Source organism: Faecalibacterium sp. OF04-11AC (genome assembly GCF_003460645.1).
Lineage (GTDB): Bacteria > Bacillota > Clostridia > Oscillospirales > Ruminococcaceae > Faecalibacterium > Faecalibacterium prausnitzii_I.
On sequence record NZ_QTVP01000006.1, the window covers coordinates 87,394 to 114,304 of the forward strand.

Sequence of the window (26,911 nt, forward strand, 5' to 3'; positions counted from 1 at the left end):
TTTATTCCGACCGCAGGGCCTTGACCGGGTTGCTCTTGGCGGCACCCATGGCCGGGATGAGGCCCGCCAGAATGGTGAGGAGGGTGGCCAGCACAATGAGGAACGCGGCGGCATCCAGCGGCAGGATGGCCGTCAGGGTGTCGCTGCCCGAGACCTGCCGGATGAGCATGTTGCCCGGGATGAGCAGAATCTCGCTCAGCACGATGCCCATGACGCCCGAACACAGGCCGATGATAAACGTCTCGGCGTTGAACACCTCGGAAACGTTCATCTTGGAAGCGCCAATGGCGCGCAGAATGCCGATCTCTTTCCGGCGCTCCAGCACGCTGATATAGGTGATGACGCCGATCATGATGGAGGAGACCACCAGCGAGATGGAGACGAATGCCACCAGCATACTGCTGATCATATTGATGATCTCCGTCACGGAGGTCATCAGGGTGCCCACCAGGTCGGTGTAGCGGATGGTCTTGTCTTCCAGACCCTGTGCTTCCATGGAGGCGTTGTAGGCGTCCAGCTTTTCCAGGATCACGGCCTTGCTGTCGAAATCGTGGGGGTAAATTTTGATCTGGCTCGGGGAGGCAAGGTCTGCATAGCCAAAGGCGGAGAGGTTGCCCTCATAACTGGATTTGGAAGAGCGCAGCGTGGATTTCATCAGCTCCGTGAGGTCGTCGGTGCTCATGTTGAGCTGGATGGCACTCTGGAACGTCTTGGTGTCGATCTTGATGGCGTTTTCCATCTGGCTGCCAAGCTGGGCCAGATTCTTTTCCAGCATCGTTTGCAGGTTCTGCTGGAACGACTGCATCAGCGGGCCCATGGCGGACTGGATGGAGGACTCCAGTGCCGCAGAGATCTGCGTCTGGAGCACGTCGGTGATCCGGTCGGAGTAGCTTTCCAGTACAGTCTGCAGCACGCCGGAAACGGCCTCGGTCAGCTGGCCTTGAATGGCGTCGGTGTCCACCAGATCCGGCAGGGATTCGGTCAGCAGCTGCTGGAACTGCTCCGACTTCAGGTAGGCGGAAAAACTCCACTTTTTAAAGTTGAGGATGCCGTTGCCGATGATATAGTTTTTGTATCCCTTGAACACTTTCTGCACAAAGGCCTGCAGGGCGTCCGGGGAGATGGAGAGGTCCAGCCCGGCAAAGGCCTCGCTCAGGTCAATGTCCGGCAGGTTCTCCATCCCGCCCAGGCTGTCGGCCAGAGCGTCCAGATCAAGCTTGAACTTGGATGCGTCAATGAGAGAGGAGAGGTCGAACGCCCCGCCGCTCAGGTCAAAAGCACCGTCCAGATCAAAGTTCAGGGCGCTGGGATCAATGGAGAACGCGTGTTTGAGGGCGTCGGTATCCACAGAGAAGATCGTGGAAAGGTCCAGCGAATTGACCAGACCCTTGGAATCGCCAAAGGGTTCCCCGGTCAGCACATTGGTGGTGGGGTCGGCCATCTGCTGCTGAACGATGGCGCTGGTCTTGGCCTCCTCGATGACATGCTGCGTCAGGGCAGCAGGGTAGGCGATGCCGGAGGAGAGCATGGCGGCGGAAGCATCCGCCTTGGGCTGAACGATGCCCACGATGGTCAGGTCTTCGCCGCCTGCCACCAGCTGCTTCATATAATCGCTGTCCTCGGATTTGTCTTTCCAGATGTTGTACGTCTCATCGTACTCGTAGCAGTCCGCGCCGCGCACCACCTTGAAATTCAGGCCCAGGAAATCCTCGTAGGAATAGGTGCGGAAATCCTGCGGCAGATCGACGTTCTGGTTCTGCGCAAACTGCTGGATCATCTTGTCCAGCTCGGCGCTGTCCCGCAGGCCCATGGCGTAAAGCACATAGTCAATGACACTTCCGTCCTTGCCCAGCACCGCCACGCACTCGTTGGCGGTCTCGGGCCAGCGGCCTACTTTGACATCGTACTGGGAGCTGTAGAGATCACTGTTCTCGGGCAGCTGGTAGAAAACGCTGGTGTCCATCATGCTGGACATGAGGCTGTTGGTGGAGGACGAAGAGCTGATGCCCAGTGCCGAGAGCGTGGAATCCGGGTTCACTTTGCGGATGCTGCCGTCCGCGTCCTGCCGGTAAATTTGGGGTGACACATTATAGGAATACTCAATGGAAGTGGCGTCGTCCCGGATGGTGCACTCGTCGCCCTCGAGATATTTTTTGAGAGAGGTCAGGTCGTTGGAACTGATGCCGGACACCATCTTGGTCACAAGCTGCTTGACCGGGATCTTGCCCTCTTCGGCTACGGTCATGGAGGCGTACTGGGTGCCCGTCAGGGTGGTGAACGCGTTGCTGGACGAGAACAGGGAGGTGATGTCCATGCCGCTGCTCAGAATTTGCAGCGGGTACTCGCTCAGGGTGGAGCGCTCCATATCGTCGATGTAATCGTTGACACCCTGGGACAGGGAGATGATAAGCGCAATGCCAATGATGCCGATGGACCCTGCAAAGGCAGTGAGCAGGGTGCGGGCTTTCTTGGTGCGCAGGTTGTTGAAGCTGAGAGCCAGCGAGGTCCAGAGCGACATGGAGGCCCGGCCCATGTTCTTGTAGACGGGCGGGGCCAGTTGGGCATCGTCCGGGGCGTAGGGCTGGGTGTCCGAGATGATGACACCATCCCGCAGCTTGACGATGCGGGTGGCGTACTGCTCAGCCAGTTCCGGGTTGTGGGTGACCATGACCACCAGCCGGTCCTTGGCCACTTCTTTTAAAAGCTCCATGACCTGGAGGCTGGTCTCGCTGTCCAGCGCGCCGGTGGGCTCGTCCGCCAGCAGGATGTCGGGGTTGTTGACCAGCGCGCGGGCAATGGCTACCCGCTGCATCTGGCCGCCGGACATCTCGGTGGGGTGCTTGTGCAGCTGGTCGCCCAGACCCACCTGTTTGAGGGCTTCCACGGCCCGGCGGCGGCGCTCGGCCCCGGACACGCCAGAGATGGTCAGTGCCAGCTCCACGTTGGAGAGCACCGTCTGGTGGGGGATAAGGTTATAGCTCTGGAACACGAAACCAATGGTGTGGTTGCGGTAGGAGTCCCAGTCGCGGTCGGTGTACTGCTTGGTGGAGATGCCGTTGATGATCAGGTCACCGCCATCATAGCGGTCAAGGCCGCCAATGATGTTGAGCAGTGTGGTTTTGCCGGAGCCGCTGGGGCCCAGGATGGCGACAAACTCATTGTCACGGAGGTTCAGGCTGACATCGTTGAGGGCGACCTGTTCCAAATCGCCTGTTTTGTATTCCTTGCGGATTTCTTTAAGCTGAAGCATATACCTGCCTTTCTGGGCAACGGCCCGGAGCCGGATGCGTGTTTCCGGCCCTGCAAACCGGGCTGCCCGGAGGTCTGCCGGACGCGCGCCGACAGAAAAATAACAAGATAACCGTCTTATTCTATCAAATGAATGTGAACAAACCATGGATTTATCACAGGAAAGTTTTGTGCAGCTAAAATTTGACGACAAAAGTTTGAAAACTGCGAAGAAGCGCTTGCTTTTGCGGGTGGGTAATGTTATTCTTGGTGTAGAGGCGGGGCATTATACCCGCTGGCGGAAAACACCGGACACGCCCCATACTGCATTGTTGCGATTCGCAAAGCGTCGATATGCGTCAGCAAATGCGGAGTTTCGACACTTTTTGACGCTTTTTTGGGATTGAATCTTCTCCCCCTGCTTTATAGAATTATAAAATGTAGAGACACATTTCGACGCAAACCGCAAGCAGGGAGGAATGGAATATGAGAACGACAAAAACGGCAGCGACGCGGTATTTTTGGCGGCCGGAGGGAGGCGCGGCGGGTGAGCAGTGAGCGGAAGAACACCGGGCTGCGCGTTGCACTGGCCAGCTATGATGTACATCAGCTGCGGGTGTGGCACCAGTATATCGCGGAGCAGAGTGCGGAGATCCTGTGCAGCGAGTACCGCAGCGGCGAAGAACTGCTGCAGAGCCTGAAACAGGGCCGGAACACTGAGGTCGTGGTGCTGGGCGGCCCGCTGGAAGATATGGACAGCCGGGAATTTCTGGAGCGGATGAGCCGCCTGCCGCAAAAGCCGCTGCTCCTGCTGCAGGACAATGCCCGGCGGGAAAGAACCGCTGTGTCCAGCTTCTCGCCGGACGGCCCCTGCTACCTCATCCGCCAGAGCAGCCTGAAAGAGCTGCTGGCAAGTTTGCTGACGGCGGCCGGGCAGGAGTCTGGAACGCTGGAGCAGCGCTTTGGCCGGATGTATCAGGAGTGGGGCATCATCCAGCCGGACAGCAACTGTGATTACCTCACCGAGGCGGTGCTCATTGCCAGCCAGTCCAAAGGCAAGCTGGCCATCCGCAAGGAGATCCTGCAGGTGGTGGCCGAGCACCACAATGTGACCGTCGCGGCGGTGGACAGCGGCCTGCGCCGTTTGATCGACGCGCTGGAAACGCGGCAGATGCCCGCGTGGAAAGCATTCAAGGAGAAAACGCATCTGGCAGGGCAGAAAGTGACCGCAGGCAAGCTGATCTACACCCTGCGGGCACAAATCAGCCAGGAATACGAATACTGACACAAAGGCAGGAGGCGATGGGATGCGCCAGACACCACAAGAGCAGCCGGAGAGCATGGAGTTCCCGCGCAGGGAGTTTGAGTCTGTCTGCTTTCATGCGATTGGGCTCGTGGACCAGAACCGGGAATATCTGCAGATGCACCTGCGGGAGAGCGGCGACGCGCCCACCCGGCAGGCGCTGGCCGATATGGAGCTGCAGACCGCCCGGCTGGAGCGCACCCTGAGCGAGATGATGGACCTGATGGCGCTGGAAGAGGACCCGGTGCCGTCCCGCCGCGGTTTTGATTTGTGCAGTGTTCTGCGGCAGGCAGCGTCCCTGCGGGAGGAAATGGCCCGGCAGGCAAAAGTACACCTGACCGTATCCTGCGAGCCGGACACCTGCCCGGTTTTGGGCAGTCCGGAAGAAGCCGAGCTGATGGTCTTCCATCTGCTCTCCAATGCGCTGCGGGCTTCTGCCCCGGGCGGAAAGATCGTTCTGCGTCTGTGCCGGGCAGAGGACGCCTGGCAGCTGACGGTCACGGACCATGGCTGCGGCCTGCCAGCCCCGGCAAACTGGCAGGAGAACCGCCGCCGTTTCCTGGGCGGTGCGGGCGCTGGCCTGAAGATCTGCCGGGCGGTCTGCCGCCGCGCGGGCTGGGGCTTTGCGCTGGAAGCCGGCTCCGGCGGCGGTGCCGAGGCGGTTGTGACCCTCCCCATGGAGCCGGAAACAGCAGCTTCCGGCGATACCATCGCCCTGCACGCGGCAGGGGAGGTGCTGCCCTCCCGGCTGCGCTGGCAGCTGGAACGGGAGCTGCATCTGCTGGCTGGGAATGCCTGAAAGCGGGATTTTCAGAATGCTGGAAAATCTCTTGAGCAGAATCAACAGTTTTTTGTGCGGCAGACTGTGAATGTTGTACCGGGGAATCTTTGCAAAACCTCTTGCAAAAAAATGGCCCCCTGATTATAATACCACTCATGGAAACCGAGACGTCCTGCCCTTTTTCTGCGGCAGGGCGTTTTTATCGGCAAAAATTTAGCAAAGAAAACCGCCCATGGGAGGGGCTATGGTATGACAAAAGATATGACGCAGGGCAGCCCGCTCAAGCTGATCCTTGCCTTTGCGGTGCCGCTGATGCTGGGCAGCCTGTTCCAGCAGTTTTACAACCTGGCCGATACCATCATTGTCGGCCGCTTTGTTGGCGTGGAAGCGCTGGCGGCGGTGGGCAGCGTGGGCGGCCTGAACTATCTGGTGCTGGGCTTTGTCAATGGCATCGCCTGCGGCTTCTCCATCCCCATCTCCTGGACGTTTGGCGCAAAAGATTACAGCCAGATGCGCCGTTACACGGCCAACACGGTCTGGCTGAGCATCGTCTTTGCGGTGGTGCTCACCATCGTGACGGTGGCACTCACCCGGCCCATCCTGGTCTGGACGAATACCCCGGCCAATATCATCGACCTGGCGGACATCTACATCCGCACCATCTTCTGGGGCATCCCGTTCACCCTGCTTTATAATGTTACCAGCGCTCTCATGCGCGCTCTGGGCGACAGCAAGCGTCCGCTGTATTTCCTGCTGATGGCAAGCTTTCTGAACATCGGCCTCGACCTGCTCTGCATCATCGTCTTCAAAATGGGCGTGTTCGGCGCTTCGTTTGCCACGGTGTTCAGCCAGGCCGTGGCAGGCTTTGGCAGCCTGTGGTACATTGCCCGGCATTACCATGAGCTGCGCTGGTCCAAAGAAGAGGGAAAACTCAGCCGTGATCACTGCCTCAAGCTCTGCAATATGGGCATCCCCATGGGCCTGCAGTGCAGCATTACGGCCATTGGCAGCGTGGTGCTGCAGGGTGCCGTCAACGGTCTGGGCAGTGATATCGTGGCCGCCCAGACGGCCGGCAGCAAGGCCGCACAGTTCCTGTCTGTCCCGCTGGAGAGCATCGGCACGGCCATGACCACCTATGCCAGCCAGAACCTGGGTGCCCACGACCTCAAGCGAGTGAACCGCGGCGTCAACACGGCGCTGGGCATCGGCTGTGTGTACAGCATTGCTTCCTTTATCATCCTCCGCTTTGCGGATAAGCTGCTCATTGGCCTCTTCCTGGACGCCGGCGAGGTGGAGATCATGGCAAACGCCCAGAGCTTCATCTTCTGGAACAGCGTCTTCTACATCCCGCTGGCGGTGCTCATCATCTACCGCTACACCATCCAGGGCCTGGGTTATTCGGGTCTTGCCATGTTTGCGGGCGTTGCTGAGATGGTGGCCCGTGCCATGGTGGGCTTCCTCTTTGTGCCGCTGTGGGGCTACTTTGCTGCCTGCATCGCCAACCCGGTGGCCTGGTTCTTTGCCTGCTTTTTCCTCATCCCGGCGTACTTTGTGGTGCGCAAAAAGCTGATGAATGAAAAAGAAAATCAGCAGGGACACGCAGTGCGGAACAGTCTGTAAACCATAAAATCAAGCCGTTCATCCTCCGGGGTGAGCGGCTTTTTGCTGTGCCGGATTTACAAATCGCCTCAAAAACGTTATACTATAAATAATTATGCCAGAAACAGGGAGGTGAGCCAATGGAGCAGGAGCTGGAACAACTGGAAGGCACCGTGGAGGACATCATTTATGAAAACTCGGACAACGGCTATACGGTGTTCGAGGTATCAGGCGGCGGTGTCATGACCGTGGTCTGCGGCGTGGTAGGTGAGCTGCACGCGGGCGAGACGGTCATCTGCCGGGGCAAATATGAGAACCATGCCACCTATGGCCGCCAGTTCCATGCGCAGGAGTGCGAGACGGACATGCCCAAGGATCTGGAAGCCGTGTACGCGTTCCTGGCCAGCCGCTCACTGCCTTATATCGGTGCCCGGACGGCGGACAAGATCATTGATAAATTCGGTGCCCAGGCGCTGGAGATCATCGCCAATGACCCGGCCCAGCTCACCACGATCCCAGGCATCTCGGCGGATAAGGCCGACCGCATCCAGCAGGAATTCAAGCGGATGTTCGGGATGCGGGAGCTCATCGCCTATCTGGCCCAGTTTGAGATCAGCCCACGGCGGGCTATGGAGGTTTTCCGCACCTTTGGCCCCGGTGCCATGAACGCCATTGCCCAGAACCCCTATCTGCTCTGCGGGGAGCCGCTGCAGCTGGATTTCCGCCATGCGGACAGCATTGCTCAGTATTACCACATGGCAGGGGACTGCGCCCAGCGGCTGGAAGCTGCCCTCCTGCGCACCCTGCGTCACAACGCGGGCAACGGCCATACCTGCCTGCCTCGGAGCCAGCTGCTGGACACTGCCTCCAATTTCATCCACCAGCCGTCGGAAAAGCTGGCGTCTGCTCTGGACCGCTGCTTGCAGACCGAAGAGCTGCGGGTGAAACTGTACGAGGGCGTGCCCTATATCTACCTGCCAGACCTGCTGGACGCCGAGCAGGACATTGCCGACCGGCTGGCCATGCTGACCCGGCGGGGGAAGAATACCGCCCGTGATCTGGATAAAAACATCCAGATTTTGGAGCTGACACAGGGCTTTGCCTATGCACCGCTCCAGAAAGAGGCCATCCGCAAGGCCATGACCGAAAACTGTCTGGTGCTGACAGGCGGCCCCGGCACCGGCAAGACCACCACCGTGAACGCTATTTTGCAGCTGCTGGAAAATCAGGCCGAGCGGGTGGCCCTCTGCGCCCCTACCGGCCGTGCCGCCAAGCGGCTGAGTGAGCTGACGGGCCGTAAGGCTTCCACCATCCACCGCCTGCTGGAGGTGGACTACACAGGCGGCGTGGTCAGCTTTATCCACAACGATAAAAACCTCCTCAAGTGTGACGTGGTCATTCTGGATGAGATGAGCATGGTGGATGTCAAGCTGTTCCAGGCTCTCATTGCGGCGCTGCGGTATAGCTGCCGCGTCATCATGGTGGGCGACGCCGACCAGCTGCCCAGCGTGGGCCCGGGCAACATTCTGGGGGAGGTGGTCCGCTCCGGGCTGGTGCCCACCGTCTGCCTGAACGAGATCTTCCGGCAGGCCAGGCGGAGCCTCATTGTGGAGAACGCCCACCACATCATCTCCAACGAGCCGCTCCAAAAGGGCGGCAAGACGGACGATTTCTTCTTTCTGGAGGCGGACGGCGATGCCGCCCAGAAGCTGGTGTGTGATCTGGTCACCACCCGGCTGCCCCGCAGCTACGGGTTTGACCCCATCCGGGATATCCAGGTGCTCTGCCCTACCAAGCTGGGCCCTACCGGCACCCAGGCGCTGAATGTGGAGCTGCAGAACCTGCTCAACCCGGCCCGGAAAGGAAAGCCCCAGCTGCAGAGCGCAGCCCGGGTGTTCCGGGTAGGGGACAAAGTGATGCAGGTGCGCAACAATTATGAGATCGTCTGGCAGAGAGTCGGCGGGGAACAGGGTGTGGGTGCCTACAATGGCGACATCGGCATTGTGGAATCCATCAACACCCGTGACCGCTCGATGGTGGTTCGGATGGATGACCGCCGTCTGGTCTACCCGGCGGAGAACCTCAATGAGCTGGAGATCGCCTACGCGATCACGGTGCACAAGAGCCAGGGCAGTGAGTTCCCGGCTGTCATCCTGCCGGTGGCGCAGGTGCCGCCAAGGCTGTGTTACCGCAACCTGTTCTACACCGGTGTTACCCGCGCCCGCAAATTGTGCATCGTGGCCGGGCGGCGGGATGTCGTCAACCGGATGATGAGCAATGTGCGCCAGAACCTGCGGTACAGCGGCCTTGCCAAATTGTTGGAGGAAGCCCTGCCGCCGGAGCAAGTTACAGTGGAAAAAGCGTAAGCACTATGTTATACTATAAGATGATTTGATTTCCCGGCCCGCGAGGGCGTTTTGATACAGAAAAAGGATTTTTGGGGACGAGAGAAAGGACTTTTGGATTATGGCACAGACAGATATCGGCATTGACCTTGGTACTACCACCATCATCATTGCGCAGGCAGGGCAGGGCGTTGTGCTCAACCAGCCCAGCGTAGTGGCCGTGGATACCCGCAAGAACTCCGTGCTGGAGGTGGGCGACAAGGCACTGGCTATGGTGGGCCGCACGCCCAACTATATTTCCGCGATTTTCCCGCTGAAAGACGGCGTCATCAGTGACCACACCATGACCCGTGAGCTCATCTGCCGCTTCGTCAATCAGGTGTACAGCTCCCACATGGTCAAGCCCCGGGTGGCGGTCTGCGTGCCGGCGGCCATCACCGGCATTGAGAGCGACGCCGTGGTGGAGGCGGTCGTGGCCGCCGGTGCCCGGCAGGTCTACCTCATTGATGAGCCCATTGCCGCGGCCCTCGGCTCCGGCATCGACATTACCGTGCCCGATGGCGGATGATCATTGATATCGGCGGAGGGACCACGGATATCGCGGTGCTGTCGCTGGGCGGCAAGGTCAAGGCCACCAGTGTCCGGGTGGCGGGCAACCACTACGACGACGAGATCCTGAAGCATGTCCGCAGCAAGTTCAGCATTGCCATTGGCCAGCGCACGGCTGAGGAACTGAAAAAGCATGTGGCCTGCTGCCCCCAGAAGGCGGATTTCAACGAGACGATGGAGGTCAAGGGCCGCAGCCTGCTCACCGGCCTGCCCGTCCGTGTCAACGTTTCCACCAGCGACCTGTACGAGCCGGTCATGATGCTGAGCGAGCAGATCGGCACGGCAGCCCATCAGGTGCTGGAGAAGACCCCGCCCGAGCTGGCCGGTGATATCTACCGCAACGGTGTGGTGCTGACGGGCGGCGGTGCCCAGCTGCACGGCCTGACCGAGTACCTGAGCCAGGAGCTGAAAGTGGAAGTGACCGTCTCGCCCGACCCCGTCAACTGCGTGGCACTGGGCACGGCCATGAGCCTTGGCATCGGCGATAAGCTGGAGACCGGTTTTACCGATGCAACGCCTCGGATCGGCCGCCGCTGAGAGCCGCTGAGATTGGACAAAATCTTAACAAACCCTTAATATTGAGCATGATTTTTGTTCATAGTTGTTGAATCGGCCCGGAAAATAATGTATAATAATTTCAAATCGCTTTTGTGATCCGGTTGGCTCCGGAGGGCAAAAATACAAACAAAATAGGAGGAAGACCATGGATTTAGGTTTTGATGTGGTCGTGACTATCACCGGTATCGTTCTGGTGTTCGCGATCCTCGTGCTGCTAATGGCCATCATCACGCTGGAGGGCAAGATCTTTGACGCCATGAATGGCAAAAAGGCTGCAGCCAAGGCCGCTCCCAAGGCAGCTGCAAAGCCTGCAGCGCCCGCCGCAAAGCCCGCTGCCGCACAGGCTCCTGCTGCACCCCAGGTGGAGCAGGGCATCCCCGCCGATGTTGTGGCCGCCATCATGGCTGCCATCTACTCGATGGGCAACGGCAAGTATGTGCTCAAGGCAGTGCGCCGCGGCAAAAACGGCTGGGGCAAGGCTGGTGTCAACGACACCACCGCACCTTTTTAACACGGGAGGAAAAATATGACACAGTTTATCAGTACTCTGGTCGGTATTTTCCAGAGCTCCGGTTTCGCGCGGTTCGGCGAGCCGGGCGGCTGGCTGTACGCGGTGATGATCTGCGTGGGCTGCTTTTTGCTCTACCTGCCATTGTCAAAGAGTTTGAGCCCCTGATCCTGCTGCCCATGGCATTTGGCATGATCCTGGCAAACCTGCCCGGCAGCGGCGTGATCCACATGCAGTATTTCGTCGGTGACGGCCTCGAGCACCCGATGTGGATCGAGATCCTGAACAACGGCGGCCTGGCCGATATGCTCTACATGGGCGTCAAGCTGGGCATCTACCCGCCGCTGATCTTCCTGGGCATCGGCACCATGACCGACTTTGCCCCGCTGATCTCCAACCCCAAGAGCCTGCTGCTGGGCGCTGCCGCTCAGTTCGGTATCTTTGGTACTTACATGGGCGCCCGCCTGCTGGCGGCTACCGGCCTGGTGGACTTCACCCAGAAGCAGTCCGCTGCCATCGCCATCATCGGCGGTGCAGACGGCCCTACCGCCATCTTCGTCACCTCCCGTCTGGCTCCGGAGCTGCTGGGCTCCATCGCCGTGGCAGCGTACAGCTACATGGCTCTGGTGCCCGTTATCCAGCCGCCCATCATGAAAGCGCTGACCACCAAGAAAGAGCGTACTGTTGTGATGAAGCAGCTGCGCACCGTGACCAAGACCGAGAAGATCATCTTCCCCATCATGGTCACCATCATCGTTTCCCTCATCGTGCCGGATGCCGCCGTTCTGGTCGGTATGCTGATGCTGGGCAACCTGATGAAAGAGTGCGGCGTTGTCGATCGTATCCAGAAGACCGCTGGTAATGAGCTGATGAACATTATCACCATCTTCCTGGCACTGTCTGTCGGCTGCACCACCTCCGCCAACACGTTCCTCAACTCCCGCACCCTGTTCATCATCGTGCTGGGCCTGATCGCTTTCTCGTTTGGTACCGCTGCAGGTGTCCTGTGCGGCAAGGTGATGTACGCCCTCACCGGCGGCCAGGTCAACCCGCTGATCGGTTCCGCAGGCGTTTCCGCCGTGCCTATGGCTGCCCGCGTTTCTCAGAAAGTGGGTCAGAGCGAGAACCCCTCCAACTTCCTGCTGATGCACGCCATGGGCCCCAACGTGGCCGGCGTGATCGGCTCTGCCGTTGCTGCTGGTATCCTCATCAACATCTTCGGCTAAGAGATTCCTGAAAAATATTTTCCGCCTACCCATGGCAGCGCTGTGGGTGGGCGTTTTTTGTGCCCAAAGCACTGTCAAACCAGGCACTTTTGTGTTATACTATATCTTGTATGATTCTGATGAAATGAACAGGTGAAACCATGGCAACCAATCTTCAACAGGAATTTTGTAAACTGCGCGATACCTACATTGAAAAGCAGTTTGGCCGCCTGAACGAGATGCAGCGCGCGGCGGTGTTTACCACCAGCGGCCCGCTGCTGATCCTGGCAGGCGCAGGCAGCGGCAAGACCACGGTGCTGGTCAACCGCATTGCAAACCTCATCCGGTTTGGCTCGGCCCACGGCTCCAGCTGGACGCCCCGTGAGGTAACGGAGGATGATGTAAAAGCCCTGCGCACCGCCCTTATGACGGGCACGGATGCCCCCGGCTGGCTGGACGGGATGCTCCGCAAGGACGCGGTCCGCAGCTGGAACGTGATGGCCATTACCTTTACCAACAAGGCGGCAGGCGAGCTGAAAGAGCGCCTGCGCAATATGCTGGGCGGGGAAGAAGGCGATGAGGTGTTTGCCTCCACGTTCCACTCCGCCTGTGTCCGCATCCTCCGCCGCTGGGCCGAGGAGATCGGCTATCCCCGCAGTTTTACCATTTACGACACGGACGACTCCCAGCGGGTGATGAAGACCGTGTACAAAGAGCTGAGCGTGGACGATAAGTTCTTCCCGGTCAAGAGCGCCATCAACCAGATGAGCCGCTGGAAAGACCAGCTCGTCAGCCCGGCCGAAGCACTGCAGACCCCGGCAAAGGACACCAAAGGCGCTCTGGCGGCCCGTGTTTATGCCGCCTATGAAAAGAAGCTGAAAGAGGCCGGCGCGTTCGACTTTGACGATCTGATCTATCAGACCGTCCAGCTGTTGGCCGAGCACAAAGAGGCGCGGGACTTCTACCAGAACAAGTACCGTTACCTGCTGGTGGACGAGTATCAGGACACCAGTGTGGCACAGTTCCGCCTTGTCAGCCTGCTCACCGGTCCGGAGAAGAACATCTGCGTTGTCGGCGACGATGACCAGAGCATTTACCGTTTCCGGGGGGCTACCATTGAGAACATCCTCAACTTTGAGCGCGTTTACCCGGGCACCAAGACCATCCGGCTGGAGCAGAATTACCGCTCCACTTCCAACATCCTCAACGCCGCCAACTGCGTCATCCAGCACAACACGGAGCGCAAGGGTAAGACCCTTTGGACCCAAAACGGCGAGGGCGACAAAGTGCAGGTCTACACGGCAGAGAACGAGCAGGACGAGGCCAGCCACATCGCGGACATCATCGGCCAGCACCTGCGGGAGGGCGGCCATCTGGCCGACCACGCCGTGCTCTACCGGATGAACGCCCAGTCGGCCCCGCTGGAAAGCTACTTCACCCGCGCGGGTATCCCACACAAGATCGTGGGAGGCCAGCGGTTCAACGACCGCAAAGAGGTCAAGGACATCCACTCCTACATGTCCATTGTGGCCAATCCTCGGGATGATGTGCGTCTCCGCCGCATTATCAACGAGCCTGCCCGTAAAATTGGTGCGACCACCATTGACGTCATCGCTGACCTGGCCGGGCAGGAGGGCGTGAGCATGTTGGAGATCATCCGCCATGCGGACCAGTACGCGAAGCTCAGCCGGGCCATTGCACCGCTGTATAAGTTCTATCAGATCTATGAGCGGTTACAGGACTCGCTGGAGAATAAGACACTGGACGAGTTTGCCAGCGATGTGATTGAAATCACCGGCTACAAGGCTATGCTGGAAGCGGACGCCGCCAAGGGCCACGAGGACGCGGCAGACCGCCTGCAGAACCTGGGCCAGCTGGTCAACAACGTGAAAAACTACTGTGACCAGCAGGGCGAGGAGGCCTCGCTGGAGGGCTATCTGGAAGATATCGCCCTCATCAGCGACATTGACAACTACAACGAGAGTGCCGACCAGGTGGTGCTGATGACCATTCACTCGGCCAAGGGCCTGGAGTTTCCGTATGTATTCCTGATCGGCATGGAAGAGGGTGTCTTCCCCAGTGAGATGAGCAAATACTCGGAGGCTGATCTGGAAGAGGAGCGCCGCCTGGCCTACGTCGGCATCACCCGTGCCAAGAAAGAGCTGTACATCTCCAACAGCGTCACCCGGATGTTGTATGGCCGCACCCAGCGCAATGAGCCCAGCCGCTTTTTGCGGGAGATCGAGCCGGAGTATCTGGAAGAGACCCGCAGCCCGGTGCTGGAACAGCGCAGCCGTCTGGGCGGCTGGGGCAGCAGCTACAGCGACACGGTGCCCGGTGGTGCCTCCGGTTATTCCGGGGCTTCGGGCTGGGGCCGCGGTTCGGCTTCTTACGGCAGCTACGGTGGCAGTACAGGCTATGGAAACCATTCCGGCTACCTGAACCGGGAGTACAACGCCGGGGAGAGCCGGGGCTTCGGTTCCGGTTACGCCGGGCGGGGGAGTTCTTCAAGCGGTTACGGCAGCAGTTATGGCTCCCGCAGCGGCAGCGTGGGCGGTTCTGGCGGCTTTGGCAGCGGCTACAGCCGCCCGGCAACACCTGAAACGTCTGCAAAGCAAATCAACTTTACAGGAACGCCTGCTGCAAAAACAAACGCAAACACGACGAAACACTACGAGCCCGGCGATGTGGTGGAGCACAAAGTCTTCGGGCGAGGCACGGTGGTGGCGGTCAAGCCTGCTGCCGGGGACCAGATCGTGGAGATTCGTTTTGAAAAAGTCGGCGTCAAGAAGACCATGGCAAACTTTGCCCCGCTGACCAAAATTACGGAGGAATGAGAGTATGATGACCGTTCGATTGATCGCCCACACCCCGGAGCCTGAAAAGGTGGTGGCCGCAGCGGCCAAGCTCTGCTACTCCGATGCTCATATCACCGACCTGCTGGACGGGCTGGACGAGGAAAAGACCGCCCGCTTCCTGACCATGCTCAGTGACCTGGGCCATGCCAGCCCCATTGAGCACGCCAGCTTTACCTTTGGCATTGAGGGAGTCAGCCGCACCCTGCTGGCACAGATCACCCGGCACCGCATTGCGTCGTTCAGCGTCCAGAGCCAGCGGTATGTCCGGCTGGACGATTTCCGCTATGTCATCCCGCCCGAGATCGAGGCCATCCCCGAGGCAAAGGCAGCGTTCATCGAGAGTATGAACGAGGACGCCCAGCGGTATCTTGATCTCGTGCAGAAGCTGGAGGACGGCCACACCGCCCGCCTCATGGCCGAGGGAATGCCTGAGAAGCAGGCCCGCGCTAAGGCCTCCAAGCAGGCCAACGAGGACGCGCGCTTTGTGCTGCCCAACGCCTGCGAGACGAAAATGGTAGTGACGATGAACGCCCGCAGCTTGCAGAACTTCTTCCACCTGCGGTGTTGCAGCCGTGCCCAGTGGGAGATCCGGGCACTGGCCGAAGAGATGCTCCGGCTGGTCTACCCGGTGGCACCCCACCTCTTTGCCAAGGCGGGCCCGGCCTGCGTTTCCGGCCCCTGCCCGGAGGGAAAAATGTGCTGTGGCCGCACGGCGGAAGTCCGTGCCCGGTATGCCGCGCTGAAAGGGGAACCGCAGAATGGTTGATGCAAAAAAAGGCACCCTCATCGTGCTGGAAGGGCTGGACGGCAGCGGCAAGGCGACGCAGGCGAAACTGCTGGCCCAACACCTGAAAGAAGCAGGCAAAAATGTCCAGGAGATCACATTCCCGGATTATGCCAGCGATTCCAGCGCCCTGGTCAAGATGTATCTGGCCGGACAGTTTGGGGACAAGCCCGATGATGTGAACGCCTACGCGGCGTCAAGCTTCTATGCAGTAGACCGCTACGCCAGTTACAAAACCAGCTGGGGCAGCTTTTACGAGGCGGGCGGCGTCATCATTGCGGACCGCTACACCACATCGAATGCAGTACACCAGTGCTCCAAGCTCCCGCCGGAGCAGTGGGAGAGCTTTTTGCAGTGGCTGTTTGATTATGAGTTCCGGCTGCTGGGACTGCCTGCCCCGGATGAAGTCATCTACCAAGTCATCTACCTGCAGGTAGACCCCGCTGTGAGCCAGAAGCTGATGACGGGCCGCTACCATGGCGACGAGAGCAAAAAAGACGTCCACGAAAAAGACGTGGAGTACCTGGCCCGGAGCCGGAACGCGGCGGAATTCTGTGCGGCCCATCTGGGCTGGGAGACTGTCCACTGCACCCAGGGCGATGCCATGCGGAGCATCGAGGACATCCAGAGCGAAGTGCGGAAATTGGCCCAGCGGGTTATTTGAGAATAAAGGAGGCATCCTATTCATGTATCGTTTGATGCAGCCGTCGGATCGCGCGGCGGTGGTGGCACTCTGGCAGAAAGAGCGGGGGGATACGGCGGAGTTTATCAACACCGCCATGGACCGTTTTGCCGGGGAACAGAATGTTTACGTGGCCGAAGAAAACGGCCAGATCGAGGCTGCGGCATTGGCGGTGCCGGTCACGCTGCAGGGCCGCCCGGGCAATTACCTGTTTGGCCTGTGCGGGCAGGGCAACCTGATTTTGGCGGGTTTGGTGGATACTCTCTGCGCCCAGCAGAAGCTGCGGGGCGCGGGCTTTACGGTGGCCGCGCCCACCAGCCCGGAGCGGGCAGCGCTGCTGCAGGATAAGGGGTTCCAGAAAGCTTTTGCCCTCCGCTGCCTGCCCCGGGAAGTGGAGCGCAACCTGTGGAGCCAGGCTGAGTTTGACTCGGTGACCGCCAAAAAGCTCTGCGAGCTGCGGGAGCGCTTCTGGCCGGATACGGTCATGCTGACGCCGGAGAAGATGGCCGTGGTGCTGGGAGACCTGTACTCCCGCGGTGCCACCATCGTGGCCAGTGAGCAGGGCTACGGCATCTATTTCCGCAAGGAGGATACCCTCTATTTTGTGGAGCTGATGGCCGAGGATGACCGTTCTGCCGAGAAACTGATGGAAGCGGCCCGGGAGAAAGAGGTCATCGTGGAAAAAGCTGTTATCACGGTGGGTGCTGCCCAGAACCTGTTCCTGGGTGAGGGCACCCGGCAGGACTATGGCATGATCCGCTTTGAGGGCGAACCCTTTGATATGAGCGAGAGCTACATGCGGCTGATGCTGGAAAACGGTTAAAGGAGTGGGTATGGCACACAAAAATTCCCACAGTGCTCCCCGCAAAAAGGGCGGGGCACTGAAAATAGTTCTGGTGCTGCTGGTACTGCTGCTCGTGGTCGCGGGCGGCGGTGTCTGGATGGCAAAGCGGGAGATCGACGGCGGCACGCCGGGCGGGGAAGTCACCGTGAGCATCCAGCAGGGCAGCGGCGTGGGCACCATTGCCAACGCGCTGAAAGAGGCGGGGGTGATCAAATTCCCGCGCCTGTTCCGCTGGTATGTGGGCAAACAGGGAGCCGCCGCAAAATTGCAGTACGGCGAGTTTACGCTTGCACCCGGCAGCTCCTATGACGACCTGATCGAGGTGTTGTCGGAGTATGCCAAGGCCGAGAGCGTCCGCCTGACGTTCCCCGAGGGTACCACCGCCATCGCCATGGCCCGGAAGATGGAGGATGCCGGCCTCTGCACGGCTGAGGAATTCCTGAAAGAGGCCAACACCGGCGATTTCAGTGAATATAAGTTCTGGCAGTATGTCCCGGACGACAAGGACGCCCCGGACCGCTTTTTGAAGGGCGAGGGCTATCTCTTCCCGGATACCTACGAGTTTTTGAAAGACGATACCGTCCACAATTATGTGGCCACGTTCTACGCCCACTTTGACAAGCAGATCACCGACGCCATGTACGAGCAGCTGGACGAGCAGGGGATGACCCTGCCGGAGCTGATCACGCTGGCATCGTTCGTGCAGGAGGAAGCGGGCAACGACCAGGACGATAATGTGGCCCAGGTGTTCCGCAACCGGCTGGCGGAGGGTTCGCCCTACCCCAAGCTGCAGAGCAACGCCTCCAGCCATGTCCAGAGCGATGCCGACAACAACTATCTGTGGAACTGGGTGGCCCCCTATTACGGCGGGTGGGACAGCATCCCGGCCAATATCCGGGACGCCTACGACACCTACAACTGCACCGGCCTCCCGGCGGGCCCCATCTCCAACCCCGGCCTTGCGGCCATCCGGGCGGCGCTGGACCCCCAGTGTGACCCGGAAGTCAAGGACTGCTATTTCTTTGTGACAGACCAGAGCGGTCATTATTACTACGCCAAGACCTACGCGGACCACCAGAAAAACTGCGCCGAGGCCGACAGCGTGAATAAAAGCCTGAAGTAAATGCAATAAGCTCCCCGGCAAGGGGAGCTTATTGTGTGAATCAGAACGATAAAAAGAGAGGATAACGTTATGTTGCAGATCCCGGAACTGCTGGCCCCGGCGGGCGATTTGGAGCGCCTGCGGTATGCCATCAACTACGGCGCGGACGCTGTGTATTGCAGCCTGCCTGAATTTGGAATGCGCTCGGCTCCGGCCAACTTTACGCCGGAGCAGCTGGCGGAGGGCGTCATCTATGCCCACGCCCGCGGACGCAAGGTCTACCTGACCATGAACACCCTGCCCACCAATGAGGAGGCCGACCGCCTGCCCGAGGCCATCAAGTCCGCCGCGGAGGCGGGCGTGGATGCCTTTATTGTGGCTGACCTGGGTGTGCTGGACGCCTGCAAGCACTTTGCCCCGGACATTGATGTCCACATGTCCACCCAGACGGGCATCACCAACTGGGCTGCTGCCCGCGCTGCCTACAACATGGGTGCCAAGCGGGTGGTGCTGGCCCGGGAGATGACCCTGCAGGACATTGCTACCCTGCGGGACAAGACCCCGCCGGAACTGGAAATTGAGGCCTTTGTCCATGGTGCCATGTGCATGAGCGTCTCGGGCCGGTGCCTGCTCTCTAATTACATGGCAGGCCGTGACGCCAACCGGGGCCAGTGTGCCCAGCCCTGCCGCTGGAAGTACTATCTCAGCGAGGAGACCCGCCCCGGCCAGCTGTATGAGATTGGCGAGAACGAGAACGGCAGCTACATCCTCAACGCCAATGATCTGTGCACCGCCCCGTTCCTGGACCTTATCTGCAAGGCGGGTGTGGACAGCCTGAAGATCGAAGGCCGCGCCAAGACGTTCTACTATGTGGCCAGCGTGACCGCTGCTTACCGCAAGGCGCTGGACCAGTACCTTGCCGACCCGCTCAACGATGATTTCGCTCTGCCGGAGCAGGTGCTGGAGGAGCTGACCCGCACCAGCCACCGCCACTATTCGCCCGGCTTCTATTTTGGCCGGGAGCAGGCCCGTCAGGCCACCGACAGCGCCACCTACATCCGCGAGTGGGAGTTTGTGGGCACGGTGGACGGCTGGGAGAATGGCATTGCCAGCTGCCAGCAGCGGGGCAAGTGGAGCCTGGGAGATACGCTGGAAGCCCTCTGCCCGGATGGCCGGAGCATTCCGCTGACCCCGGAGTGGATCAAAAACGAGGCCGGGGAGGCCATGGAGTCCACCCCGCACGCGATGGAAAAATACACCATCCCCACCCCGCAGCTGCCTCCCATGAGCCTGCTTCGCCGGAAAGTCTGAGATTATTATACGGATCTACACAAAAAGAAGCTCTCCTGCGCGGAGAGCTTCTTTTCTTATGCATCGGATGCAAGGGCATCCAAAATCGTTCGTACTTCCCGGATAGTGGCTTCATCGGTCTGCCAGATGTCAAACTCGGAGAAGCCGGGCAGGCCCATGGGCACGCCCTCGCGGTGGAATATCATCCGGCTGTCAAGGACTTTTTTGCCCGAGAGGTGGAACGCCTGGCACCCGTCTGGGCGGCAAGGTCCGGGAGGTTGGCGGGGCCGACGCCAGCACCCACCAGGATCTCAATGTCATTCCCGGCGGCCTGCACCAGCTGGTGGAGCAGGGACGCTCCCTGCGGGGCACTGGCTGCCTGCCCACTGGTCAGGATGGTGGCAAGCTGCAGCTCTTTGGCGGCTTCCAGCGCCGCAAACGGGTCCCGGCAGACATCAAAGGCGCGGTGCAGCGTGCAAGCTGCCGGGCGTCCGGCCTCCCGCGCGGCACGGCGGGCAGCGGCATAGATGGGCCGCAGCGCCGCTGTATCCAAATCTCCCTCCGGTGTCAGGGCACCGGTCACGATGCCGTCGGCCCCGGCGGCAACCAGCTCTGCGGCCAGCTGCTCCATCTGGGCCAGCTCATAGCGGTCGTAACAGAAATCGCCAAAACGGGGGCGGAGCAGTGCCCGCACGGGGAGGCCGGTTTCGGCCTTGACCTGCCGCACCAGCGCAAGGCTGGGGGTGGTTCCGCCCACAATGAGGTCGGCACAGAGTTCCAGCCGGTCGGCCCCGCCGCGTTTGGCTGCAAGGGCGCTGGCCGTGCTGTCAACACAGACTTCCAGGATCATCTTACACACTCTCCAGGAAGCGCACAAAGCCTGCACGGCCTGCCTCGTCCAGCTTGTAGACACCGGCATCGGCCAGCACCTGTGCGAACACATGGCCTACCTCGTCCTGTAAAATCAGGTGCACATTGTCGGCGTTCAACTCCGGGTGCTTTGCAAGGATCTCCTCTGCCCACGCAGCGTGCTTTTGCAGGGCTTCGGGGTACTCTGCGGTGGGTAGGTGTGCCATCAGCACATCAGCAAGGTCGAACAGCTCCTGCTTCAGGCGGCTGGGGAGCACGGCCAGACCCATGACCTCGATCAGGCCGATGTTCTCTTTTTTGATGTGGTGGAGCTTGGCGTGGGGGTGGTAAACACCCAGCGGATGTTCCGGGGTGGTGATGTTGTTGCGCAGCACCAAATCGAGCTGGAACTTGCCGTCCCGCATCCGGGCAATGGGGGTGATGGTGTTGTGGGGTTCGCCGTCAGTCTCGGCGTAGACGAAGCACTGTTCGTCCGTGTAGCCGCGCCATGCTGTCAGAATTTTATCTGCCAGCTCCACCAGCCGGGTATCATCGGCGCAGGTGAGGCGGATGCAGCTCATGGGCCAGTGGACAATGCCCGCTTCCACATCCTCAAAGCCGGGGAAGACCCAGGGTTTCTCGATGGGGGCTTTGGCCATGGCGAATTCGTAATGGCCGCCCTGGAAATGGTCGTGGCTCAGGATGCTGCCACCCACAATGGGCAGGTCGGCGTTGCTGCCCACGAAATAGTGGGGGAAGAGGGCCACAAAGTCCAGCAGCTTGCGGAACGTGGCCCGCTCGATCTTCATGGGGGTGTGGTTGTTGTTGAAGACGATGCAGTGCTCATTGTAATAGACATAAGGGCTGTATTGCAGATTCCACGCACTGTCGTTGATGGTCAGCGGGATGATGCGGTGATTCTCGCGGGCGGGGTGGTTCATCCGGCCCGCGTAGCCCTCGTTCTCCACGCAGAGCTGGCACTTGGGGTAGGAGCTCTGGGGGGCCAGCTTGGCTGCTGCAATGGCCTTGGGGTCTTTTTCGGGCTTGGAGAGATTGATGGTGATATCCAGATCGCCGTAGGGGGTCTTGGTCACCCACTTGAGGTCCCGCTTGATGCGGTAGCGGCGGATGTAGTCCGTATCCTGGCTGAACTGGTAGAACCAGTCGGTGGCGGCCTGCGGGCCCTCATTTTCGTACCGCTCCTCAAAGTTGGCGCGGACGATGCTGGGCCGGGGGGTGAGCACACCCATGAGTCTGGTGTCAAACAGGTCGCGGGCCGTGGAGTTGTCCGCGCAGACACCGCGGGCGACGGCGTCGTCCAGCAGTGTTTTCAGGATGGATTCCAGGTCGGTGTAGCACACTTCGCCCTCAGGCGCGGTGAAGCTGTCCAGCTGCATGGTCATGAGCAGCTGGTTGCGGATGTAAATTTCATCGTCCGGCAGGATAAGGCCGGTGTCCAGGCCGTAGTTGACGAGCTGCTGGATGGCAGTAGAAATATCGCTCACAGGACTGCGCCTCCCTCCGGGCGGATGGAGAGAACATGGCAGCGGCCCTCACCCAAAATGGCCTCCATGTTGGCTTTGAACCCCGCCAGAAGCTCCACGGGCACAAAGGCCTGTACGGTACCGGCAAAGCCGCCGCCGTGGACGCGGACAGCGCCCTTGCCGCCCAGGAAATGTTTGGCCGCCGCAATGGTCACGGCCACCTCCTGGTGCTCCTTGTAACCGGCGGGGATAACGTTCTGCAGGTACTCCCAGCTGCTCTGGCCGGATTCGCCCACCAGATTGAGGAATGTGGTAAAATCGCCCTCCCGCAGGGCAGTGACCTGTTTTGCCACCCGGTCATTGTCCGCATAGATATGGAACGCGCGGAGGACAGCCCGGTCGCCGCACTGTTTACGGCACTCCGGCAGCTTTGCGATAAACGTCTCAAAGGGAACATCCCGCAGCACCTCGCCGCCGCAGACAGCGGCCACGGCGCGGCACTCATTGGGGATGGCGGCATATTCGTCGGTCAGGTCGGCGTGGTCGGCACCGGAATCCAGAATGCAGAGGGCGAGGCCCGCCTGAGAGAAGTCCACGGGCACGGGCTCCACGATGGGCTTGGCGGGGTCGGCAAAATCAATGGTGATGATGTTGCCCACGCTGGAAGCCATCTGGTCCATCAGGCCACAGGGCTTGCCAAAGTAGACATTCTCTGCCCACTGGCCGATCTGTGCAATGGCGATGGGGGAGACTTTCTCGGCCAGGAACAGATCGTTGAGGATGACACCGATCAGCACCTCAAAGGCGGCAGAGGACGAAACGCCGCTGCCCTTGGGCACGTTGGAAGAGATGTAGACGTCCAGGCCGGAGAGCTTGGCCCCCCGCTGGCGGAACGCCTCGCACTCGCCGCGCAGGATGGCGGCACTGGTGTTCTCCTCTTCCTTGCGGGCGGCCAGATCATTCAGGTCGATGACGCACAGGTCATAGCCCTCGCTCTGGACACGGAGCTGGCCCAGCGTGTTGGGGCCTGCGGCGGCGATCATATCAATGTTGACGCTGCCCGCCAGCACCCGGCCATGCTGGTGGTCGGTGTGGTTGCCGCCGATCTCGGTACGGCCGGGGGCGCTGTACAGCCCTGCCTCAGCATGGGGGCCAAACGTTGCTTCCAGCCCGTCCAGCACGGCCTCGTACCGGGCGGCCTGTGCGGGGGTCTGCTCGGGAGCGCAGCAGTAGAGCGCTGCCAGCCGGGCAGCGTGAGCCCCACCGGACAGCTCCTGCTTCCAAACGGAAATAGGCTTCATCATTGCGTGTTCCTCCTCTGAACAAATGGTGCAAATTGCGGCCGCAGCCCACAGGGCAGGCGCGGGGAAAGCTTTCTAACTCTATAATAAAGAATCCGCGCCCAAAAGACCATGCGTTATTGTTGCATTTCAATGCAAAGTTGCCAGAAAATCCGCACAGAATTTTGTGCAAAAAATCCAACAACAGAGCCGAAAAAATCCTCCATACAGGAAAAACATTGGCCACAAACCACAAAGAACCGTTCTTTGCGGCGGAAATGCGGCTCTGCCTGCCGATATGGAGGATTGCATTTTTATGCGTTGGTGTGAAAATCCGGCGTGGTCAAACCATCGAGGTTGAGCATCCCCTCCAACGCGGCAATGTCGGTGGAGACATCCAGCGCGTCGGAGGCAAACAGCTTGTCCAGCTGGTTTTCAAAGGCGGTCACCAGCAGGTCCATGGAACGCTCGATGGACTGCCGGGCGTCGGAGATATTGCTTCCTGCCACATCCTGCCGGGAAAGCTCAGCGTAGGTGTTCAAAAGTTTGAGGGCGGTTGGCAGATAATAATCCATGAACTTCTGCAGCTGGGCCTTTTTGCCGGGGTCCTGCTTGGCCAGCGCAAAGATGCGGGCACTGAGGGTCTCCAGCCGGGAGATCTTGGCCGTCATCACCGGGTCCGGGATCGCATCGTTGGCCTGCCGCAGCTGGCGCAGCAGGTCGGTGTAAGGGTCCTGCGGTTCCGGAGTGGGTTCCGGCTGCGGGGGAGTGGGCGGTTGAGGCGCAGGCCCCCGCACCACGAGGGTGCCCGTGCGGTTGTCGATGTAGGCATCCGCCCCGAAGTACCCGTGCTCAATGGCACTTTCCACGGCGGCGCGGCCCTTGGCGGCATCAACGCCTGCCGCAGCAAAGAGCTCTTCCAGCGGGATGTTATCCCGGTCGGCCACGATCTTGTCCAGCTGACGTTCCAGCTTCCGGGTGCGGCTCATCCGGGTGCTCAGCCACAGAGCTCCGCCGCCGCCCAGCATCTGGGCCAGATACCGGAACATCTCTGCCATGCCGCCCGGCCCCTTGATAAACATCCCGTTCACGCCTGCCAGCAAAAAGACTGCGCCCACGACAGCACACAGGGTGGTCATGGATTTCTGGCGCTCTTTGGCTTTTTTCTGCTCTGCCGTCGGGAGGTCGTGGCTCAGCGGAGATTCTGCCGCAGGCTGTGCCTGTGCGCCAGGCCGGGTATCGGAGGCACGGAAATCACTGGCATAGGCGGCGTTTGCCTGCTCTTTTTTGAGCGAATCCTTATCGATGTGTTTCAGGATAAACAGCAGCAGCCCCAGCGGCCCGGAAATGGCAAAGGCAATGAAAATGGCAATGGTGGGGATCTGCGCAAAATAATGCTTCTTCGGCATATAAGAACCTCCTACGGGCAAAGAAAAAGGCCGCGTTCCACTCTATTATAGCGGAGCGCGGCCCTTTTGTTAAGGGGAAATCTTTTGTTGGGAGTATGTGTAAGAAAGAACAGGAAAACGCTACAAGGGAGCAGTATCGTTTCCCGGGAAATCATGAAAGGGAGAACCCCTTACTTCATCAGGCTGCAGACGGCCTCCGCGTAAGCGGCGGGGTCATCCACGGGCAGGCCCTCAATGAGCTGTGCCTGTGCGTAGAGCAGGGCGCTGTACTTGCTGACCTTGTCGGCATCGCCAGCCTCCTGGGCGGCTTTCAGCACCGCGAAGACAGGGTGGTTGACGTTCAGCTCCAGGACTTTATCGCTCTTGACGTCCTCGCTGCCGGGCTGCTTGGAGAGCACTTTCTCCATCTCGATGGAGAGGGGACCCTCGGCGGACAGGCAGACGGGGTGATCTTTCAAGCGGGTAGAAACTTTGACCTCCTTGACCTTGCCGTTCAGGGCGTCTTTCATGGCGTCGAACAGAGGCTTGTTCTCGGCGGTAGCATCTTCCGCGGCTTTCTTCTCTTCCTCAGTCTCAAGGCCCAGGTCGCCGCTGTTGACGTTCTTGAACTCCACGGTGCCGTCCTTGCCCTCGGCATCCTTGCGGGGATAGGTGCGGAGGATCTGCAGGCAGAACTCATCCACATCCTCGGTCAGGAGCAGGACATCATAGCCCTTGTCCAATACCAGCTCGGCAGCAGGCAGCTTGGCCAGACGGTCGGTGGAGTCACCGGCGGCAAAGTAGATGTACTTCTGCTCGGCGGGCATCTTGTCGATGTACTCCTGGATGGTGACCATCTTCTGCTCTTTTGCAGACCAGAACAGCAGCAGGTCGCGCAGGAGCTCGGCGTGCATCCCGTAATCCGAGTAAGCACCAAACTTGATCTGGCGGCCAAACTCTTTCCAGAATGCCTCGTACTTCTCACGGTCATTGGCCAGCATGGCGTGCAGCTCGTTCTTGATCTTCTTCTCCAGAGCGTTGTGGATGAGCTTGAGCTGGTTGTCTTTCTGCAGCATCTCACGGCTGATGTTCAGGCTCAGGTCCTGGCTGTCCACGATGCCCTTGACGAAGCTGAAGTAATCGGGCAGCAGGTCCGCGCACTTCTCCATGATAAGCACGCCGGAAGCATATAGAGCCAGGCCCTTTTCGTAGTCCTTGGTGTAGAAATCATAGGGGCGGTGGCTGGGCACGAAGAGCAGGGCGTTGTAATTGGCGGTGCCCTCGGTGCGGCTCACGATGACGCGGGCGGGGTCGGAGTAATCGTTGAACTTATCCTTATAGAAGCTTGCGTACTCTTCATCGGTCACTTCGCTCTTCTGCTTCTTCCAGATGGGCACCATGCTGTTCAGCGTTTCCAGCTCGGTGTAAGTTTCCCACTCGGGTTTGTAGTCGTCCGGCTTGGGATCGGGTTCGGGCTTCTGGCGGCTCTTCTCCCGCTCCATCTGGATGGGATAGCGGACGTAATCGCTGTACTTCTTCACGATGGCCACGATGCCGTACTCATCGAGGTAGTTCTCGTAGTTGTCGGTATCGGTGCTGTCCTTGATGTGCAGGATGATGTCGGTACCCACAGTGTCTTTCTCGGTGGGCTCCAGCTCATAGCCGTCCGCGCCAGAGGAAGTCCACTGCCAGGCCTCATTGGAGCCGTAGGCCCTGGAGATGACCGTGACCTTATCGGCTACCATGAACGCGGAGTAGAAACCCACGCCGAACTGGCCGATGATGTCGATGCTCTCGTCCTGATTGTCTTTCTTGAAATCAAGAGAACCGGAGTGGGCGATGGTGCCCAGGTTCTTTTCCAGCTCGTCTTTCGTCATGCCAATGCCGTTATCGGAGATGGTCAGCAGACGGTTCTCCTTATCACGGGTGATCAGAATGCGGAAATCGCCCTTGTTCATCCCGACAGAAGTGTCGGTCAGGCTCTTATAGTAAAGCTTGTCGATGGCGTCCGAAGCATTGGAGATGAGCTCCCGCAGGAAGATCTCCTTGTTGGTGTAGATGGAGTTGATCATCATGTCCATCAGCTTTTTGCTTTCGGCCTGAAATTCTTTTTTCGCCATAATCCAAAACCTCTTTTATCTCAGATTAAGCACTGCAGGCAACAAATTGCTTTTGAAACCTTAGCACTCATAACTTTCGAGTGCTAATATACAC

Annotated in this window: 19 protein-coding genes and 2 pseudogenes; 14 read left to right on the plus strand and 7 right to left on the minus strand. The window is 59.7% G+C overall.

Annotated elements, in window-relative coordinates; translation table 11 throughout:
- Window position 1: 1 nt before the first annotated feature.
- Window positions 2-3,250, minus strand: a complete 3,249-nt coding sequence (locus tag DXA70_RS04780) for an ABC transporter ATP-binding protein/permease (protein WP_128117756.1) — start codon at window positions 3,248-3,250, stop codon at window positions 2-4.
- Window positions 3,251-3,395: 145 nt separating this feature from the next.
- Between DXA70_RS04780 and DXA70_RS04785 the strand changes: the two genes are divergently transcribed.
- The 14 genes and pseudogenes from DXA70_RS04785 to DXA70_RS04850 all read left to right on the plus strand — a co-directional run bounded on the left by DXA70_RS04785 (window position 3,396) and on the right by DXA70_RS04850 (window position 19,717).
- Window positions 3,396-3,635 (plus strand): hypothetical protein, encoded by a 240-nt coding sequence (locus tag DXA70_RS04785; RefSeq protein ID WP_128117757.1) that lies wholly within the window; start codon window positions 3,396-3,398, stop codon window positions 3,633-3,635.
- A 140-nt stretch (window positions 3,636-3,775) separates the two neighbouring features.
- Window positions 3,776-4,513: a response regulator gene (locus DXA70_RS04790; protein WP_128117758.1), complete on the plus strand. Its 738-nt coding sequence runs from the start codon at window positions 3,776-3,778 to the stop codon at window positions 4,511-4,513.
- A 22-nt stretch (window positions 4,514-4,535) separates the two neighbouring features.
- Window positions 4,536-5,330 carry a HAMP domain-containing sensor histidine kinase gene (locus tag DXA70_RS04795; protein ID WP_128117759.1) on the plus strand — a complete coding sequence of 265 codons (795 nt, stop codon included), beginning with the start codon at window positions 4,536-4,538 and terminating at the stop codon, window positions 5,328-5,330.
- A 231-nt stretch (window positions 5,331-5,561) separates the two neighbouring features.
- Window positions 5,562-6,932: an MATE family efflux transporter gene (locus DXA70_RS04800; RefSeq protein ID WP_128117760.1), complete on the plus strand. Its 1,371-nt coding sequence runs from the start codon at window positions 5,562-5,564 to the stop codon at window positions 6,930-6,932.
- A gap of 119 nt (window positions 6,933-7,051) precedes the next feature.
- On the plus strand, window positions 7,052-9,277 hold the full coding sequence (locus tag DXA70_RS04805; RefSeq protein WP_128117761.1) for an ATP-dependent RecD-like DNA helicase: 2,226 nt from the start codon (window positions 7,052-7,054) through the stop codon (window positions 9,275-9,277).
- 100 nt (window positions 9,278-9,377) lie between these two features.
- Window positions 9,378-10,402 (plus strand): annotated as a pseudogene (locus DXA70_RS04810) (rod shape-determining protein).
- Window positions 10,403-10,568: 166 nt separating this feature from the next.
- The gene (locus tag DXA70_RS04815; RefSeq protein WP_022256269.1) at window positions 10,569-10,934 is read left to right on the plus strand and encodes an OadG family transporter subunit; all 366 of its coding nucleotides are present in this window, start codon (window positions 10,569-10,571) and stop codon (window positions 10,932-10,934) included.
- Between the two features lie 15 nt (window positions 10,935-10,949).
- Window positions 10,950-12,157: pseudogene (locus DXA70_RS04820) on the plus strand (sodium ion-translocating decarboxylase subunit beta).
- A 140-nt stretch (window positions 12,158-12,297) separates the two neighbouring features.
- The gene (locus tag DXA70_RS04825; RefSeq protein ID WP_128117762.1) at window positions 12,298-14,973 is read left to right on the plus strand and encodes a UvrD-helicase domain-containing protein; all 2,676 of its coding nucleotides are present in this window, start codon (window positions 12,298-12,300) and stop codon (window positions 14,971-14,973) included.
- Between the two features lie 4 nt (window positions 14,974-14,977).
- Window positions 14,978-15,760: an FAD-dependent thymidylate synthase gene (gene thyX, locus DXA70_RS04830; protein ID WP_128117763.1), complete on the plus strand. Its 783-nt coding sequence runs from the start codon at window positions 14,978-14,980 to the stop codon at window positions 15,758-15,760.
- Window positions 15,753-16,442, plus strand: coding sequence for a thymidylate kinase (locus DXA70_RS04835; protein ID WP_128117764.1), 690 nt, complete (start codon window positions 15,753-15,755; stop codon window positions 16,440-16,442). Before thyX ends, DXA70_RS04835 begins: the two co-directional genes overlap by 8 nt.
- 22 nt (window positions 16,443-16,464) lie before the next feature.
- Complete coding sequence (locus tag DXA70_RS04840; RefSeq protein ID WP_128117765.1) at window positions 16,465-17,283, plus strand: hypothetical protein; 819 nt, start codon at window positions 16,465-16,467, stop codon at window positions 17,281-17,283.
- 10 nt (window positions 17,284-17,293) lie between these two features.
- A complete protein-coding gene (gene mltG, locus DXA70_RS04845) occupies window positions 17,294-18,427 on the plus strand; it encodes an endolytic transglycosylase MltG (protein WP_128117766.1) in 1,134 nt (377 codons plus the stop codon).
- 69 nt (window positions 18,428-18,496) lie between these two features.
- Window positions 18,497-19,717 carry a U32 family peptidase gene (locus DXA70_RS04850; protein WP_022256262.1) on the plus strand — a complete coding sequence of 407 codons (1,221 nt, stop codon included), beginning with the start codon at window positions 18,497-18,499 and terminating at the stop codon, window positions 19,715-19,717.
- A 56-nt stretch (window positions 19,718-19,773) separates the two neighbouring features.
- Here the strand turns inward: DXA70_RS04850 and DXA70_RS15300 are convergent, their stop codons facing one another.
- From DXA70_RS15300 to htpG, 6 genes are all read right to left on the minus strand, one after another.
- Complete coding sequence (locus DXA70_RS15300) at window positions 19,774-19,902, minus strand: hypothetical protein (RefSeq protein ID WP_347553487.1); 129 nt, start codon at window positions 19,900-19,902, stop codon at window positions 19,774-19,776.
- The gene (locus DXA70_RS04855) at window positions 19,899-20,546 is read right to left on the minus strand and encodes a copper homeostasis protein CutC (protein WP_347553488.1); all 648 of its coding nucleotides are present in this window, start codon (window positions 20,544-20,546) and stop codon (window positions 19,899-19,901) included. The genes DXA70_RS15300 and DXA70_RS04855 overlap by 4 nt, the downstream gene beginning before the upstream one ends.
- Window position 20,547: 1 nt before the next feature.
- Entirely contained in the window at window positions 20,548-22,050 is a 1,503-nt protein-coding gene (gene galT, locus DXA70_RS04860; RefSeq protein ID WP_128117767.1) for a UDP-glucose--hexose-1-phosphate uridylyltransferase, read from the minus strand.
- Window positions 22,047-23,333 carry a galactokinase family protein gene (locus tag DXA70_RS04865; RefSeq protein ID WP_112149102.1) on the minus strand — a complete coding sequence of 429 codons (1,287 nt, stop codon included), beginning with the start codon at window positions 23,331-23,333 and terminating at the stop codon, window positions 22,047-22,049. The genes galT and DXA70_RS04865 overlap by 4 nt, the downstream gene beginning before the upstream one ends.
- Before the next feature lie 290 nt (window positions 23,334-23,623).
- A complete protein-coding gene (locus DXA70_RS04870; RefSeq protein WP_128117768.1) occupies window positions 23,624-24,718 on the minus strand; it encodes a 5-bromo-4-chloroindolyl phosphate hydrolysis family protein in 1,095 nt (364 codons plus the stop codon).
- Between the two features lie 170 nt (window positions 24,719-24,888).
- The gene (htpG, locus tag DXA70_RS04875) at window positions 24,889-26,817 is read right to left on the minus strand and encodes a molecular chaperone HtpG (protein ID WP_128117769.1); all 1,929 of its coding nucleotides are present in this window, start codon (window positions 26,815-26,817) and stop codon (window positions 24,889-24,891) included.
- Between the last annotated feature and the right edge of the window lie 94 nt (window positions 26,818-26,911).